This window comes from Seonamhaeicola sp. S2-3 (assembly GCF_001971785.1).
Lineage (GTDB): Bacteria > Bacteroidota > Bacteroidia > Flavobacteriales > Flavobacteriaceae > Seonamhaeicola.
Map to the genome: position 1 here is coordinate 2,801,390 of NZ_CP019389.1, position 19,041 is coordinate 2,820,430.

The following is a 19,041-nucleotide window of genomic DNA, read 5'->3' on the forward strand; positions in this document are numbered from 1 at the left end:
CAAAGCTTCAAATAAATTAGTATGAAAAACTTACTTCTGTGTATTTCTTTTTTAATACTTACAACGTCATGCGTAAGTGTAAAGAGGTATAATGAACAAATTACAAATTTACACCCTGTTGAAGATTTACAAAAAGATGTAGATAAACTATATAATCAACTTAAAAAAAATCATCCCAGATTATACCAATACACACCAAAGGAAACTCTAGATTTTAAATTTGATAGTTTAAAAAAATCTATAAAAACTCCTATGGACTCTAGAGTATTTTATAAAAAATTAGCACCTGTAGTTGCTAATGTTAGGCAAGGGCATATAGCTGTTAGTTCTGCTTCTAAACAATTTAACAAACAAGAACGAAAAGAATTAAAGAAAAAGAAATTTGAGTTTTACGATTTAGATTTTGAATATTTAGAAGGCAAGCTTTGGGTAAAAGCTAACAGAGGAAAAGACTCTTTATTGGTAGGTAGTGAAGTAGTTAGTATTAATGATGAACCTGCAAAAAAACTTGTAGAAACTTATAAAACACGTTTTTCATCAGATGGTTATAATACCACTTTATATAACCGGTATGTTAGCAAAGGGTTTGCTTATTATTACTATAAAGACAAAGGTTATTTAGATAGTTTAAAGGTTACTTTTAAAAACAAAGATTCTTTATTTACTAAGATTTTAAAACGAATTCTGAAAAAAGAAAAGACCCATGAAAAACTAGCCGATTCTTTAAAAAATATTAAACCTCCAAAACCATCAAAAGAAGAAAAAAAAGAAAAAAGACGTCTTGCCAAAAAACGTAAAAAAGATAATAGAAAATATGGTTACATAAGTAAAAGGAAGCAATATACTAGGAATTTTAATTTTATAGGAAAAGATAGTTCTGTGGCCTACATGAAAATTAGAAGTTTCACTAATGGTAACTATAAAAAGTTTTATAAAGAAAGCTTTAAAAAAATGGATTCATTAAAAACAAAATATTTTATTTTAGATTTACGTGATAATGGTGGTGGACGCATTGCAGAAATTGAAAAACTATATTCATATTTAACCGATAGAGAATATCAATTTATTTTAGAAAGCGAAGTAACTAACAGAACGCCGTTTTTTAAATACTTAATGAGTAATACTACACCAAACGGTTTAAAAGTTGCTACAGGCCTTTTATCTCCCATAATATTAGTACATAACTTATTACATACAAAAAAGAAAGATGGTAAATTATATTACAAATTTGGCGAATCTAAAATTAAAAAACCAAATCCGTTAAACTACAAAGGTAAAATGTACGTGCTTATAAATGGTAATTCTTTTTCGGCATCATCATTACTTTCAACTCATTTAAAAGCAACAAAGAGAGCTGTTTTTGTAGGAGAAGAAACAGGAGGAGCTTATAACGGAACGGTTGCTGGCATTTATAAGTTATACAGGTTGCCAACATCTAAATTAAAAGTAAGAATGGGGTTAATGCAAATTGAAGCACCCCAAAAACAAACACCCGATGGTTACGGGGTTAAACCAGATGTAGAAATTCTGCCAACGGTTAAAGATTTTCAGTCACATTCAGACCCTCAATTAAATTGGATTTTAAAAGATATAGAGAAATTCTAATATTTTAGAATAATTCTGTTAAAACAATAAATACGCTTAAATTTTAATAATTTTTATAAATAGAATTAAAGGAAACACAATAATCTTCTATAATATGAAATTTTCATTGCCTTACCATAAAACATTTGTACTTTTGATATACCAATTTTTAAATAGAAAAATTAGTTTATGAATTCATATGATGTAGCCGTTATAGGTTCTGGTCCTGGTGGATATGTTGCTGCTATTAGATGCGCGCAATTAGGAATGAAAACCGCCATAATAGAAAAATATGCAACTTTAGGAGGCACCTGTTTAAACGTAGGTTGTATACCAAGTAAAGCACTTTTAGATTCTTCTCACCATTATGAAGATGCTATAAAACATTTTGAAGAACACGGAATTGAAATTCCTGGAGAAGTTAAAGTGAATCTTGAAAAAATGATTGCCCGTAAACAAGCGGTTGTAGATCAAACAACTGGAGGTATTGATTTTTTAATGAAGAAAAACAAAATTGATGTATATCAAGGTTTAGGAAGCTTTAAAGATGCAACCCATATTACCATTACTGGCGAAGAAACTACCGAAATTGAAGCAAAAAACACCATTATTGCAACCGGCAGTAAACCCTCTAGTTTACCATTTATAAATATTGATAAAGAACGTATCATTACATCAACCGAAGCTTTAAAGCTTAAAGAAGTACCAAAACATTTAATTGTTATTGGTGGAGGTGTAATAGGTTTAGAGCTTGGTCAAGTATACAAGCGTTTGGGCGCAGAGGTTTCTGTTGTTGAGTATGCCGATAGAATTGTACCAACTATGGATGCTGGTGTTTCAAAAGAATTAAATAAAGTTTTAAAGAAACAAAAATTCAAAATTAATGCCTCTCACAAAGTAAAATCTGTTGAGCGTGTTGGTGATGAAGTTATTGTGAAAGCCGATAATAAAAAAGGTGAAGAAGTAGAATTTAAAGGCGATTATTGTTTAGTATCTGTTGGTCGTCGTCCATATACCGATGGTTTAAATGCCGAAGCTGCTGGCGTTAAGTTAGACGATAGAGGTAAAGTAGAGGTAAACGACCATTTACAAACTAGTGTTTCAAACATTTACGCTATTGGAGATGTTGTAAAAGGAGCTATGTTAGCACATAAAGCAGAAGAAGAAGGTGTGTTTGTTGCTGAAACATTGGCAGGACAAAAACCACATATAGACTATAATTTAATACCAGGTGTGGTTTACACATGGCCAGAAGTTGCAGCAGTTGGTAAAACCGAAGAGCAATTAAAAGAAGCTGGTATAGATTATAAAGTTGGTCAATTTCCAATGAGAGCTTTAGGTAGAGCTAGAGCAAGTATGGATATAGATGGTTTTGTAAAAGTTTTAGCCGATAAAAATACCGATGAAATTTTAGGTGTTCATATGGTTGGTGCTCGTGCTGCCGATATGATTGCAGAAGCTGTTGTTGCAATGGAATACAGAGCTAGTGCAGAGGATATTTCAAGAATGTCTCATGCACACCCAACATTTACAGAGGCTATTAAAGAAGCGGCTTTAGCAGCTACTGATGATAGAGCATTACACGTGTAAAAATTGTTAAAAAACACAAAAAAAGAGCAACTCTATGAGCTGCTCTTTTTTTTTGTTTTATTTTTTTGTTTTTCAGGCATTGGACCTCTAAGGTGAATTACTAAACCGTTTAAAAAATTGCGTAATATTTGGTCGCCACATTCCACATATTTTGGGTGGTCTTCACGTCTAAAAAAAGCACCCAATTCACTTTTAGATATTCTAAAGTCTACCAGTTCTAAAATTTTTACAATATCATCATCTCTTAATTTTAAAGCTACTCTTAACTTTTTAAAAATGTCATTGTTGGTCATTTGTATGTTTTGGTTTTAAATAAAGCTTACCGTTTATCGAAAATGTATTAAGGACTTTTCAATTTTAGCGTTTTTACATTTTTTGTAAAGATACTTAATAGTAAATGATATGATGCATTTAATTAAATTTATTGAAAAAACATGTAAACACTTGTTTTTTAGTGTTTTGTATTATTGTTTTTTGTTTATTTTTAAGAAAATATAGCGTTAAACAATTGATGAAAATCTTTTGTTTGATAAAAATTTGAGATGAAATAAGTAAAATTTACGATAAAAAACGGTTGATTTTTCGATAACCTACATTATATCTACGATTATTAAAAGATACTTCTGCGTAACTTTATGTTATTAATTAATTAATCCTCAGAAAATGATTAATAGAGTAGAAAAATTAAGTCTTTTGTCAGAAATGATTGCTTTTGCAAAGTATGATAAAGATATAAAGGAAATAGAATATAATTTTTTATTAGGCGTAGCAAAACAGCTTGATATCTCTCGTGAAGATTTTGAGTATTTAATAGAACATCCTGTTAATTATACACATTTAAAATCTCATAGTGAGCGTATTGTTCAATTTCATAGGTTAGTATTACTTATGAATATAGAGCAAGAATATAGAGGAGAAAGCAAAACTACAGGAGTTACAAAGCTTTATAATTTTGGTTTACGCATGGGTTTAAGCCATGAGTCTATAACTAAGGTGTTGTATTTAATGGAAAGTTTTCCTAATAAAATAGTACCACCAGATGTATTAATAGATATTTTTAAAACACAATATAATTAATAATTATCTGCTAAGTTTTATGATAGTGTTGTGTTAACCTTAGGGTGTTAAAAAAGCTAAAAGTTTAAACTTTTAGCTTTTTTATTTTTTCTTGGTAGGCTTTTATTTCATCTCTTAATTTAGCAGCCACAATAAAATCTAAGGCTTTGGCAGCTGCTTCCATTTGTTTCCGTTTTTCTTTTATCTTTTTCTCTAATTCAGGTTTAGTTAAATAGTCACTTTCAGGTTCTGCGGCTTTTTTAGCATCTAATTCGTATTTATAAGTACTAACCGAGTTTTTGGCTAAAGCATTATCTAAACTTTTATTTAATGCTTTTGGTTTAATGTTGTTTTTAGTATTGTAGTCTATTTGTTTTTTACGTCTGTAATTAGTTTCGTCAATAGTTTTTTGCATGCTTTTGGTTATTTTATCAGCGTACATAATAGCTTTTCCATTAATATTTCTAGCAGCTCTACCAACAGTTTGTGTTAAAGAGCGTGCAGAACGTAAAAAACCTTCTTTATCAGCATCTAAAATAGCAACTAAAGACACTTCTGGTAAATCTAGACCTTCTCTTAATAAATTTACACCAACTAAAACGTCAAATAACCCTTTGCGTAAATCTTGCATTATTTCAACGCGCTCTAAAGTATCTACATCACTGTGTATGTAGCGGCATCTAATTTGAATTCTATCTAAATATTTAGTCAATTCTTCTGCCATTCTTTTGGTAAGGGTAGTTACTAAAGTGCGTTCGTCTTTTTCAACACGTTGTTGAATTTCTTCAATTAAATCATCTATTTGGTTTAAACTGGGGCGTACTTCAATTTCAGGATCTAATAAACCTGTTGGTCTAATTACTTGTTCTACATAAACGCCATCTGTTTTTTGCAATTCGTAATCTGCAGGCGTAGCACTTACGTAAATAACTTGGTTTTGTAAGGCTTCAAATTCTTCAAATTTTAAAGGTCTGTTATCTAAAGCAGCAGGAAGCCTAAACCCGTATTCTACTAAGTTTTCTTTTCGGCTTCTATCACCGCCATACATGGCATGTACTTGTGATATGGTTACATGGCTTTCATCAACTACCATTAAAAAGTCATCAGGAAAATAATCTAATAAACAAAAGGGGCGCGTACCTGGTTGTCTTCCGTCAAGGTATCTAGAATAGTTTTCTATACCAGAGCAATAACCAAGTTCACGAATCATTTCAAGATCAAATTCAGTGCGCTCTTTTAAACGTTTAGCTTCTAAATGTTTTCCAATATCTTTAAAATAATTGTATTGTTTTACTAAATCGTCCTGAATATCTTTTATGGCATTTTGCAACACATCGGGAGAGGTTACAAACATATTGGCAGGATATATATTTAATCTGTCATATTTTTCAATAACTTGATTGGTTTGAATATCAAATGATTCTATTTCTTCAATTTCATCTCCGAAAAAATGGATACGAAAAGCATTATCAGCATAACTAGGAAAAATATCAACAGTATCACCTTTTATTCTAAAATTGCCATGATTGAATTCAGCTTCGGTTCTTGAATATAAACTTTGAACTAGCTGATGTAGTAATTTGGTTCTAGAAATTTCTTGATCTCTTTCTAGTGTTACCACATTTTTTTGAAATTCAACAGGGTTTCCAATACCGTACAAACAGGAAACTGAGGCTACAACTAAAACATCTCTTCTGCCTGAAAGTAGAGAAGATGTAGTGCTTAAGCGCATTTTTTCAATTTCTTCGTTTATAGATAAATCTTTTTCTATATAAACGCCAGAAACAGGAATGTAGGCTTCTGGTTGGTAGTAATCATAGTATGAAACAAAGTATTCTACCGCGTTGTTTGGAAAAAATTGTTTAAACTCTGAATATAATTGGGCAGCTAAAGTTTTGTTGTGTGCTAAAACTAGGGTAGGGCGCTGTACTTCTTCAATAACATTTGCAACGGTAAAGGTTTTACCAGAGCCTGTTACACCTAAAAGAGTTTGATATTTTTCATTGGAGCGTATGCCTTCTGCTAACTGTTTTATAGCTTGGGGTTGATCTCCTGTAGGACTAAATTCTGATTCTATTTTAAAACGCATATTACTTTAAATGCCAAATGTATTTAAAGTGTCTAAATTACTTAAAGTTGATGGGATATTGCGTTTAAGTTTAGAAAATTTCCTGTTAGCGTTTAAGAGTAAAATGCCCTGTGTAAATTCTACCATCTTCTAAAAACACTTTAAACCAGTAATCATCTGTAGGCATTTTGGCTCCTCTAGAGGTGCCATCCCAACCATCTTGTAGGGTTGAAAGTTGCTTTAAAAGTTTTCCGTAGCGGTCAAAAATTAAAACTTTGCTATTAGGTTGAAAAGCAGCATTTACGCCAATAATTTGCCAATAGTCATTGTAGCCATCATTATTAGGCGTGAAAAATTTCATGTATCCTAAAACAGAAATATCTAAAGTAGAAACGCCACAACCATCTTTGTCATTTATATGAATAGTATAAAAACCTGGTTTTACGTTGGTAAATTCGGGTTCATCTTGGTACGAAATAAAGTTTGAGTTTTGTTCTACTAAAGCATATTCATAATTACCTTGACCAAGGTTTGCAGTGTTAATGGTTACGGTGTTATTATTTTCGGTAAAATCAACAATGGTTACATCATCTGTTGTAATGGAGGCAATTTCTGATGCGTTTACAAAAATATCTCTGGTTTTTGAACAACCGGTACCATCAGCTTTTGTTAAAGTAACATGGTATGTTCCAGGTGTAGAAACCCAAATTGTAGGTGTTGTTTCTGGTAATAGTTGATTTGTTGTACTACCATCTAAACTTGTCCAACGCCACTCATAGGTAAAGGTTTCAGAAGTAGTTTCAACAGGATCTAATTCAACCGTAAAAGTTGGGTCTGATGTACATACAATATGCTCAGCATCTATGTAGAATTCTGGTAATGGATTCACAATTAAAAGATTGGTTAGTTCTTTAAGTCCCAAACAATTATTACCTAAATCACTTTTTACGCGTACCCAAATGGTTTGTTTATTGGGTGAGTTGGTATTTTGGTGATTAGAAATATTTGTAATTTCATTGGTTTCTAATTCTGCATCCATTAGGCTTTCATAAAAATGCACCGTAACGTTTAAAGCTGAAAAAATGGTATTATCAATATAGTCTTTAATATGAGAAAAATCGAAAGTTGAAACACCATCTCTAACATCAATACCATCATCACATTGATAAATAGAAGCAGGATTGTACGCATTTAGAACAGCACTTGAAGGACTTACGTTAAGTGTTAAAGGTACTTCTCTGTAGCAGCCATTGGGGTTTTCAACTCTAATCCAAACTGTTTCTGGAGTAAAGCCCAAGGCATCTTGGTAATTATTTGGATTGGGGATTGGGTTAGTTCTGCTTTGAGCATCACTTTGATTATAATAATAACTAAAGGTTAAATCTTCTGAAAGGTAATTAGGGTTTATCTCTTCTTTTATTAAATCTAGTGTTAAATTAAAATATGCTTGACCATCATTTGAAGCGTCATCACATTGCGTGTAGGTGTTTGGTGTATTGGCAGTTGGTAATTTGTAAACTTCAATATCAAACTTAGTATCAGTAAAACACGCTGTATTGGCATTATTTGTTACCCTAACATAAATGGTTTGGTTGTAAGGAGTCCTATTAATATAACTACTTGGACTTGCAATTTCAACAATATGAGCGGCATCAATAAAATAGGTTACAGTAAAATCTGTAGCACTTTGACCGTTTAAAATTTCGGTTTCTTTTTGTGTTAAATCGAAGGTTTTAAAACCATCTGTATCTGTACCAAAGGTAGTGTCGTCACATTCTTGAAGTGGTGTAACAGATAATGAAGGAACAGGGCTTTCATAAACTTCTAAATTAAAAGTAGACACGTCATAACATGAGGTATTAGCATTATTTTCAACACGTGCATATATGGTTGTATTGCCACTTTCAAACGGACTTGTAATTGGGTTCGTGTTATTTTCTGCATCTATTTGAGACTTATGATATGTAATGGTAACGTTTGGATTACTACTAATATGACTGTTTTGTGAGGATAAATCAAAAGGCATTGTACCGTTATTGTCATCATCGCATAATAACATATTAGGAGCAGTATTGGCTACAGGAAGTTCATGTACAGTAATGTTAACATTGGTTGAGTAAAGACCACAACTATTACCAGTTCTGTTTAAAAAAGCTCTAAAAGTGTAATTATTAAGACTTAAAGGAGCATTGCTTATATTTAAGTTGAAGGTATTTGTGCCAGAAAAGGTTGCATCATCATTTAAGGTTGCCCATGTGGTACCATTATCTATTGAAAACTCCCACTGAATGGTTTCGGCATCAGCTGAAACTAACGGGATTGTAAAGTTTGAATTTTCACAAATAACTGCGGCCGATAAAAGATTATCTATGGTTATGGGGGCAAAATCTAAGTAATCTGTATTTGGTAATGTATATCCATCTGATGCATTTGTTACTAATCCGTTAGCATTAACAGTTACAGCAACATCGCCTAAATAATCATCATTATTGCCGTCAGAAAAACCAGCTTCAATTACATCACTACAAGTATCTCCATCACTATCAGCATCAATGTATGAGAATATAGAATCAGTGTCAAAATCGTTGAGTGTATAGCCTATAGAGTTACTGTCGGGTGCTGTTTCGGCAGCATCTGCCCAACCATTTATGCCATAATTGGGACCATCTTCAATACCATCAAAATTGGTGTCAGAGAGTGTACCTAATTGACCAGTTTCAATTAAATCATAGATACCATCATTATCAGAATCTAAATCGTAAAAATCAACTACGCCATCATTATCAGTATCTATGGGAGCAGAAAAGTTATTGAAAACATCATCTAAACCATCAAAATTAGTGTCAATTCCAGAAAGTGTTACAATAGTTCCAGAGCGTTCTATAATATCAGGAATACCATCGTTATCACTATCTAAATCTAATTCATCTTTAATACCGTCATTATCATTATCATTTTTAAAACAGGTTAAAGAAATATTTGCTTGAAAATTAGAGGTGTCTGTTAAATTACTTAAGTTATGGACTAATTGGAATTCATCAACCTGATTTGCAAAGAAGTTGAAAGGTGTATTTCCGTTAGGAGAGGGGTTATACTTAAAATGAATTTCAGAACCAGATATTTGTGTAATTCCTGTTTCAAAAAGACCATCAAAATTTGAGTCTATAATTAACCTATCATCGGGGTCTACTAGAGTAATATTTTTATTTGCTGGCAAAATTTTAACAATAAAGTATTCTCCGTCAACAGAATTGTGAGTGTAAGATGCGTCTTCAGATAACTTTATATTAACAGGTTCTGTAAATGTGATGTTATAATTATTTTGGGCATTTGTAGCATTACCTACTACACTAGTAAAATTACCTTGATTATCTCCAGAAAATGTATTAGTATTTCCAGAACTATTGGTTTGCGAATAATTACCTGTAGCTATTGTATTATTTGTTGAAGCGTCTTGGAAATTTAATATAGGCTTGTTTAAATTGGTTATGTCTAATGTGACATCGCCTCTAGATTCTGTGCAATTTAAAATTCCATCATTGTCATTATCAATATCTAGGTTATCTATAATACCGTCATTATCAACATCATCAGGACAGATACTTACAGGAACTTCAACAGATTCTAATGTTTCACCAGTACAAGTTATTATTCCAATTAATTTGTATTTACCAGGTAATGTTGGTGTTATAGAGGTAACATTAGAGGCGTGTAGTTGAAAACCTGAACCATCATCATAGTACCATTCGTAACTATCAAAGTTTTGAGCATTAGCAGCTTCTAAGGTTATATTAGGTATACAGTTGCCTAAGGTAGCAAATTGCACATCAAAATTAATTTCAGGATTTGAAGGAAACCCGGAATAGAAACTACCAGATGTAGCGGCCCCATTTACATTAAAATACGCCACGTATAGCTCATCATCACCTTGAACAGAAATGTTTCCTAACAATCCAGTTATTTTATAGGTTACATAATCTGGATTGCCCGTTACCGTACTAGGGGTTCCTGTAAAAACAGATCCAGTTACAGAAGAGGTTACAGTAATAGAGGCCCCAACTTTGGTAACAATAGAAACTCCACTTTCTTCAGAATAATCGGTACTACCAATAACATCAATAAAAGGTATATTATCTATATTTCCTCTGGTTTCGCAACTTAAAGGAGGTACAAAAAACATCCCTTGGTTGGCCTCAGAGCTAGCACCAAGACCTTGGTATGCAAAAACGTCTTCGCTAGTTTCAACATACATGTTACCATTGGCATTGTAATTATTTCCTTCTATTAAATAGTATTCTCCTGCGTTTATTGTACTAACAGGCTTGCCATTAATACTAATTAAAGTGTTATTGGTGTGTGCTACTAGTAACACATTTTCCCAGTTGTTGCTGCCAGCACCTTTTACAAAAATATATTCGTTACCTATTTTAGAAAGACCTGCAATTTGGTCTATTCCGTAGTCTCTACCATTTCCGTTATAAAAACTGCCATTAGCAGAACCACAGTTGGTAACTATAGGTTTGTTTGAGGTTACTAAACATCCAATTAAACCATCCATTAAATTATTTACAGTTGGCCCGTTTTCTAAAGCATTTATGGCAACAATATAACTTTCTCCTTCATTTAAGGTAACGGTTATTGGTTTGGTACCTGTGTAATTTTTAATAATTAAACCCGTAGGAAGGTCATTAAAAGTTACTTGAGTATCATCTTCAGTAGCCATTACCGAAACAAAACTTAAATAGTTGTCTTGAGGGTTATCACTTGTAAAAGAGCCTATTCTAAACGAGGTATCTAAAGCAGAAAGTCCTTTGCTAACTAAGGCTCCGGCTTGGGAGCCTCCACCTGCATTTAATCTTATTGATACGTATATGGGTGCTTCGGCTTCAATTATGTAACCTTTATTATTAGTAACTGTACTTGTTGAATTTGAAGAAACAAATAATTGACTATTACCTGTACCTATATATTGTACTTGTGGAGATGTATTTGATACGTTACCTGTAATATAGCTAGTTGTTGGTTGCCCAACAGGAATTATAGTATATGGCACCAATGAATTGTTTGGTGTTGATATGTATATATACTGATCTTCTGGGTTTGCATTTCCAGAGGCAGAACTAGTTAGTGGTGGTATGTAATGTTTTTTACTTAGTTGAGAATAACTGTAACTAGATAATAATACTATTAAAATAAATAGTATGTTTTTTAATAGGGAGCTAGTTTGCATTACAAGTTCTGTACTTTGGTTGCTATTAAAATGTTGGTTAAAAATTAAACCAAGGTCTAAAATAAATTAAATAATTTACTTTAGACCATATATAACTTTAAAGGTTTAAATGTTTTAGACGAAAAGTATTGAAAACCAGAAATATGTTATAATTATTACCGTTTGAGTGTAAAATGCCCATTAAAAGATGCTCCGTTAGGTAATAGGGCTACATACCAATAGTCGTCTGATGCTAAAAGTTTTCCTGCAAAGGTGCCATCCCAACCAGATTCTATGGGATTAATGGTTTTAAGGAGTTTTCCGAAACGATTAAAAATTTGAATTTTAATATTAGAATTGAAAGTTTCATTAACACCTAAAGGTTTCCATGTGTCATTATAACCATCATTATTTGGAGTGAAAAATTTAGGAAAACCAAGAACAGCAATTTCTTCTTCAATAATACCACAACCGTTTTTATCTAAAACAAAAATGGTGTGAAAACCAGAAGAAATATTAGTAAATACATTATTGTCATTAAAAATTTGCGAATCTAGTGCGTATTGATAATCGCCTTCTCCAGTAACATGAATTGTAACAGAATTGTTTTTTGAGGTTTGCTCAATTTCTATATTATCAATAGTAGCAATGTTAGAAGCATTAACTAAGATATTTGTTGAAGCAGAACACCCATTTGAAAATGATACGTTTACAGTATATGTGCCAATTTCATTAATTTCAATACTTGATGTACTTTCAGGAAGAAACACATTGTTAAAATACCACTCAAAAGTAGGGTTGTTATTTGTTCCGTTTAATAAGCCAGCGTTTATTGTTATTGTATTAGGGTACTGGTTTAAGCAGTATATATTATTAGTAGTAGTTTCATCAAAAATAGGCGGTTCTAAAACTTGTAATTCTAAAGTACCAATGGCATAACAAGACCCGTTATTGGTTTCTGTTTTTACAAAAAGGGTTTCATTATAATCTATTGTATTTACATAAGTACCCGTAATGGTATTTAGGTTATTTAAAGCGTCTTGTTCTGTTTTATAAAGTTGAACCGATAGGTTAAGGTTACTGTTAATGTTTTGTTCTACATGATTTATTAAATCTGAAACGTTAAATTCTGTAAAGCCATCAATAACTTCATCATCACAAGCTTCAAATGGAGGAATATTAATAGTTTCATTTGAAATATCTAAAGTTAATTCTGCTATTGAAAAGCATCCAAAAGAATTTTCAACTCTAACATAAATTATTTGTTGAGGTGATGTGTTTTGAAAAGATTCAGGATTTTGAATGGGGTTTACAGCATTTTCAGCATTAGGATATGAGGTGTAGAAGCTTATATTTACATTATTACTTCCGTTGGAAATACTTTGTTGAGCATCTAATAAATTGTAGGTTGTAAATCCATCTTGATCAGCATCACATTGAGTTAAAGTAGTGTTTGATGTTGTAGGGGCTTGTGTATATTCAACAATAATTTCTCCGTAGGCAATACAATTATTTTCTAAGGTAACTTCTACAGTATAAGTTCCTGCTTCATTAACTAAATAAGTAGCATTAGTTTCGTTTAAAATTTCGTTTCCATCTTTAAACCATTTGTATGTGTTGTTTCCAGATTGAGAAGCATTTAGTGTTAAAGTTTCGTTTTCACACAAGGGGTTGTTGGTAGAAATTAACCTATCTGGACCTAAATCTGTACTTAATTCAAAACTGTTTGCTTCTAAAAATACAGCAGAGTCGTAACGATAGTTTTGCTCATCTGCAATAACCAACTTAACATGGTATGTTTCATTAGGAATGGTATTAGCTGTTGCCGTTAAAACAGCCGTTTGTCCGTTAAAGTTTATGGGTGCTGTTGGGTCATTCCAACTACCAAAATAGGTTGGGTTTTGTGCAGCACATCCGTTTGGTATTTCTGGGTGTACGGTTGTAACTTTTACAGGTGTTTGTGTATTTGGTATAAGCGCAATATTGGTATATTGTGTGTCATTAACATTTCTAATTAGAAATCCAAATAAATCTGAATATTTGCAAGTATTAGTATTGTTTTTTCGGTATTCTTCTGAAGCAAAAATATATCTAAAACTTACAAAATTTGCGGTAGAAGTAAATTCAAATTCAATAATAGTAGCATTGTGAGTGTTACTCTCATTAAGAATGTTTTCTAAGTCATTATCGCCATTCCAGTTAGGTGCATCATCATCACTTAAATTGTTATTGGGTCCCTCTACATTACTAAGTTTACCAGTACTTAAAACAATACCATTTTGAAAAGGAAACGAAGTTCCGGTAGCATCAAAATAACCATAACTTTGGTCTGTTCCGCTAAAATTTCCACCTATTACATTGGTTACAGTAACATTTTCTATACAATTGCTATTAATTAAAATATCTTCAATAAGTTGTTGAGGTGTATAGGATTGACTATCTACTTGAATATTTTGAGCAAAATTTTTAAAGCTAAAGGCTAATAGAATAAAGTAAATATAGTATTTCATGTATTTTGATAGAAAATGAACAAAAATAAGCTTTATTAGTAAAATAAAACGCTTCTTAACGTTTTAAAGCAAAATGACCTTTTACCTCAAAGGCTTCTCCTTCTTGAATAACTTTTGCTACAAACCAATAATCGTCAGAAGGCATTTTTTTACCATTAAAAGTTCCGTCCCACCCTGTAGATGTATCTGGTAATGTTTTAAGTAATTTGCCAAATCTGTTGTAAATGTAAACTATAGTACCAGGTAATTCTTCAATACCTATGATGTGCCACGTATCAAAATAGCCATCGTTATTAGGAGTAAAAAACTTAGGAGCATCTATAACAATTACAGTTTCTGAAACGTCTGTACAGCCATTTAAATCTCTAATAGTTACGGTATGCGGACCTAAATATACGTTTTCAAAAACATTAGAAGTTTGAGGTTCACCGTCATCTAAAATATATACATAATCTCCAATACCGCTTACATCTACAGTAATACTATTTGGGTCTGAAAAATCTACGGTTGTGGTAAAGTTTATTTCTGCTTCTTCAGATTCAATTACCGAAAAATTATGAGTGTATTCACAATCACTTCCAATAGTATTAGGTGTTGTAACGGTTACCCAGTAATTTCCAATTTCAGATGGATCATTAAGAATTATTTGTGGCGTTGTTGCGCCAGTAGACCATTCGTAAGTGTCATTAGGGTTGCCTGTATAAGCATCAATTACTAAAGGTAAATCATCGAGGCAAAGCGGTATTACATCATTGATAGGAACTACAGGAAGCGGATTTACTATGGTTGTAAAACTAGTTATATCATAACATGTTGTGCTAGTATTTTCAATTCTGGCATAAATTACATCTCCGTTAGATGCTGCATGTAAATCGCCCAATGGGTTGGTTGCATTTTCAGCATCGGTTAATTCACTGTAGTAAGTAACCGTGTGTTGGTTAGGATTTTGAGAGCCTATTATGGTATTTGTATTTGTTGTTAGGGTGAATTCAAAAAAACCGTCGTAATCATCATCACAAGCAATTAAAGGTGGTGGTGTATTGGCTACTGGATTTTGATTTATTTGAAGAGTGAACGAAGTTACTATTGGACAACCTGTAGTAATATCTGTAACTCTTACAAAAATATCGTGCGTACTTGCCGAATAATTGAATGTATTTGCTAAAGCTCCAGTATTATTTGTGGCATCTGTAAATGAATTGTGATATGATATGTTTACTGTACTTGAATCATCAACAATCATGTCATTAATTTGAGATAAATCGTAGGTATTGGTATCATTATCACAAATTTGAATGGTACCTAGGTTGTTTGTTTGAGGTGGTAAATTCACAATAAGATCTAAATCTATAACACTAAAGCAGCCTGTTAAATTATTCCAAACCTTAATGTAAACGGTTTGAGTGTTTGAGTTAAAATTTGTGGGATCTGCAATGGCTAAACTGTTGTCAAGCCCATCATCTTGATTAATATCATCAAAATTTTCAAAATAATTAACCTCAAGATCATCTGTAATTCTGTCTAAAAATTGAAAATCGGCATCTTCTAAATTAAATGTTGTAAAGCCATCGTAATCATCATCACAAGCAATTAAAGGCGCAGAAACTTCTGTAATATCTGGGGCTTCTATAATAATTATACCTAAAGATTCTACTACATGACACAAAGAATCTGAACTTTCAATTCTTACATAAATGGTTTGTGGGTTATTAATGTTGGTATATTGGTCTGCTAAAGGGTTAATGTTAGCTTCGGCATCATCATAGGTTTCATGAAATGATATATTTAAATTATCTGTTGAGCCTTGTGATATTTCGGTTCTTTTGGCGTTTAAATCGAAGGTATGCACACCATCATTAGAGGCGTCATCACATTCTAAGAAACCTTCTGTGGGGTTGTAAACAGGTTCTGGAGATACTTGTAATGTTATTGATGATGTTGCATAACATGTGCCTGATTCTGCGGTTATATTTTCAACCCGCACATAAATGGTTTGTGGGCTAGATGTATTTTGGAACACATTGTTTTTGTCTATAGCGTTAGCTAAGTTACCAGATGTGGCATCGGTTTCATTTTCAAAGTAATAAACTTCTTTACCTGTTTGGGTTCCTAAAATATCATCATCCATTTCTGCTAATAAAAAATCTGTTACTGTAGTACCTGTAGCTTCACAAATTTGATATTCTAAATCTGATGGAATTATAGGTAATGTATTTACAGTGACATCAATAGTATTTATGTTATAACACCCAGATACAGCACTTTCAAACCTTACATAAATGGTTTGAGTTTCTGCATTAAAACTATCAGGATTTATTATGGGGTTTGTGTTTGTATTAGCATCGTCTTCAGAAGTGAAGAAATTAATATTTACACCAGTTGTATTGGTAATCATTTCAGGAATTTTATCTTCAAGATTGATGGTGTAAAATCCATCTTGGTTATCGTCACAAATTATTATAGGTGTTGGTGTAGTAGTGCCAGGAGCTGTAATAATTTCAATCTCAAAAGGGTTTACAGTAGAGCAGCCTGAGTCTTCATTCTGTATTCTAGCATAAAGGGTCTCAATTGAGTTTGAGTTAGTGTAAGTGGTAGCGTAAAATGCTGGTAGTGCATTATAATTATTTTCTGCGTCATTTTCATCACTATAATAAGTTACTGTAAAATTAGGGTTTCCACCTGTAATTGTATCGTCTAAAGCGTGTAAATCTATACTAATATTACCATCATCATCTGTATCGCAATAAGGAATTGGGTCAACAGATTCAAATAATAAAATAGGGTTTACTAATAGTGTAATTTCAGATTCTTCAATACAATTAGTTACTGTATCTTCCATTCTAATGTAAAGTACTGTAGGACTTTCAGCAGGATAGGGTACTGTTTTATCAATAGCATTTACGTCATTATCAATATCGTCTTGAGTTTCGTAAAAGGTAACTTCTATGGGGTTTGGTAAATCATTAGCAATATAAGATTCAACGGTATATAAGTTGAAATTAAGGGTGTCATTTTCATCATCATTAACATCGCAAAGGGCATAATCTCCAGTATCTGTTCCTGTTAGTAAAAGGTTGGTATGAACTTCTAAAGGTACTAAAGTAGCACAACCCGTTACATCATTTTCAATTCTAACTACTAGGTTTCTTGAACCGGGTTCTGCAGCGGGGTTTGTGTATTCGTAATTTGTGGGGTCTCCTACAGGGTTACTTCCAGTTTGAGCGTCATCAGTACTTTCATGAAAGGTAACGGTAACACCTGTTAAACCATTTAAAATGTCATTTATAACTTGGGTTAAATCAAAAGAAGCATTTCCATCTTGATCTTGATCACAGGCATCTAAAAATTGGGTGTCTCTATTTACAATAGGGCTAATGGTAACATTAACAGTTAAAGTAGTGGTGTTTACGCAACCTGTATCTGTATTTAAAATTCTAACATAAACGGTATCTGTAGGAGTATTGGTGTTAAAATATGAATCTGGTATGGCATTATCACCTGTTGATGCATCTAGTGCGTTATAATGATAGCTTACTGCTAAATTTGGGGCGCCTCCAGTTATTTCATCGTCTTTTTCTGTAAGATCTATAACTGTGAAACCATCAGGAGTATCATCGCTATCACAAGCTTCTAGAGGCGAAGGCGGGGTAGCATCAGGTGCTGGATTAACAATTAAATTGAAAACGGTGTAAGCAAAACAATTACTGTCTTGATCTTGAATTCTAACATAAATGGGTTGCGGATTTGAAGTATTAGAAATAGGGGCGTTAATAGCACCCGTATTACTTCTTGCATCAGCATCAGAATAATGATAGCTAAATGTATAGTTGGTAAAAGGAATATTGGCTACTAACTCTGGGGTTTTTGTTGAAAGATCAAAAGTTTCAATACCATCGTTACTAGGGGCATCACATAATTCATAATCTGTTATGGGTTCAATATATTCTTCGGTATTAAGAGTTACGTTAATTTCGTCTTCTTCAACACAACTGTTTGCACTTAAAGGAACTGTAACTTCAACTCTATAGGTTCCATTTTGAACCGCATTTAGTGTAGGGCTAACTTCTGTAGGTAGTAAAGCGTTATTTAAATACCAAGCATATGAAGCTTGCGGATTTTGTATGTCTGCATCTATAACTACAGAGCCAGCACAAGTTTCAATATCTTCTCCTAAGTCTAAAATTTCAAAACTATTACCTTCAATAAAAACGGCAGAATCATAGGTGCCGTCTCTTTGGTCTGCAATAATTAATTTAACATGATATTGAACATAAGGTTGAATGGTTTCAGAAGCGGTTAATACAGTTGTTCTACCATTGTAATTTGTGTCTCCTACATTATAAGCATCAAAATATTGATTGTTTTGAGCGCTACAAACTCCAAAAATTTCATTATGAATATTAACAGAATTTACGGGTAAGTTAGTACCTGGTATTAGTGCAATATTTCTGTAGGGGTTACTAGTGCCTGCTTCTTTTATAAGAAAAACAAAGTGGTCTGTAACGTTTTGACAGGGTAAAATGTCAAAATATTCTTCGGATGCAAATAGGTAGTTAAATTGAAACTGACTGGAGCTGGACACAAAATCAAACTCAATAGATGTGGCGTTTAGCGTGTTTGAAATTCCAAGAGCAGCCTCTATATCGGGATCTGTTCCCCAAACTGTAGAGCCTTCACTAAGTGTGGGGGTTCTAACACCATTACCACCAGAATTAGCGCTACCTGTAGATAACATGATACCATTTTCAAAAGGGAAATTAGAGCTACCTCTTTCAAAATAAGCATAACTAGGAAAACCAATGGAGTTTCCGTTAACAGAAGAGGTTATATTAGAAATTTCAACACAACCATTAACTAAGTTGTTTTCAATAAGTTCTTCTACGCCTACAGAACTATCTACAGAAATTTGTTGCGAGAACACCATACTGCTACTGCAGAAAATGGCAATTAAGAATAGATATACAAATCTCATAGCTGTAGGTTTTTTGCTCCGATTTTTTTAGGCTTATATTTCTGATTTTCAG

8 protein-coding genes are annotated in these 19,041 nt (G+C 32.6%); 3 read left to right on the forward strand and 5 right to left on the reverse strand.

Annotation, left to right across the window (positions count from 1 at the left end; translation table 11 throughout):
- Window positions 1–21 precede the first annotated feature (21 nt).
- Complete coding sequence (locus BWZ22_RS12185) at window positions 22–1,605, forward strand: S41 family peptidase (protein ID WP_076700327.1); 1,584 nt, start codon at window positions 22–24, stop codon at window positions 1,603–1,605.
- 168 nt (window positions 1,606–1,773) lie between these two features.
- Complete coding sequence (gene lpdA, locus BWZ22_RS12190; protein WP_076700329.1) at window positions 1,774–3,174, forward strand: dihydrolipoyl dehydrogenase; 1,401 nt, start codon at window positions 1,774–1,776, stop codon at window positions 3,172–3,174.
- Between the two features lie 32 nt (window positions 3,175–3,206).
- On the opposite strand, the gene BWZ22_RS12195 is transcribed toward lpdA, so the two are convergent.
- Window positions 3,207–3,467 (reverse strand): DUF1456 family protein, encoded by a 261-nt coding sequence (locus tag BWZ22_RS12195; RefSeq protein WP_076700331.1) that lies wholly within the window; start codon window positions 3,465–3,467, stop codon window positions 3,207–3,209.
- Window positions 3,468–3,837: 370 nt separating this feature from the next.
- On the opposite strand from BWZ22_RS12195, the gene BWZ22_RS12200 reads away from it, so the two are divergent.
- A complete protein-coding gene (locus BWZ22_RS12200; RefSeq protein WP_076700333.1) occupies window positions 3,838–4,251 on the forward strand; it encodes a hypothetical protein in 414 nt (137 codons plus the stop codon).
- Window positions 4,252–4,315: 64 nt separating this feature from the next.
- On the opposite strand, the gene uvrB is transcribed toward BWZ22_RS12200, so the two are convergent.
- From uvrB to BWZ22_RS12220, 4 genes are all read right to left on the reverse strand, one after another.
- Window positions 4,316–6,319, reverse strand: a complete 2,004-nt coding sequence (gene uvrB, locus BWZ22_RS12205; protein ID WP_076700335.1) for an excinuclease ABC subunit UvrB — start codon at window positions 6,317–6,319, stop codon at window positions 4,316–4,318.
- Between the two features lie 85 nt (window positions 6,320–6,404).
- Window positions 6,405–11,528, reverse strand: coding sequence for a T9SS type B sorting domain-containing protein (locus BWZ22_RS12210; protein WP_076700337.1), 5,124 nt, complete (start codon window positions 11,526–11,528; stop codon window positions 6,405–6,407).
- A gap of 155 nt (window positions 11,529–11,683) precedes the next feature.
- Window positions 11,684–14,017 carry a choice-of-anchor L domain-containing protein gene (locus BWZ22_RS12215; RefSeq protein WP_076700339.1) on the reverse strand — a complete coding sequence of 778 codons (2,334 nt, stop codon included), beginning with the start codon at window positions 14,015–14,017 and terminating at the stop codon, window positions 11,684–11,686.
- A gap of 55 nt (window positions 14,018–14,072) precedes the next feature.
- Window positions 14,073–18,989, reverse strand: coding sequence for a T9SS type B sorting domain-containing protein (locus BWZ22_RS12220; protein WP_076700341.1), 4,917 nt, complete (start codon window positions 18,987–18,989; stop codon window positions 14,073–14,075).
- Window positions 18,990–19,041 lie beyond the last annotated feature (52 nt).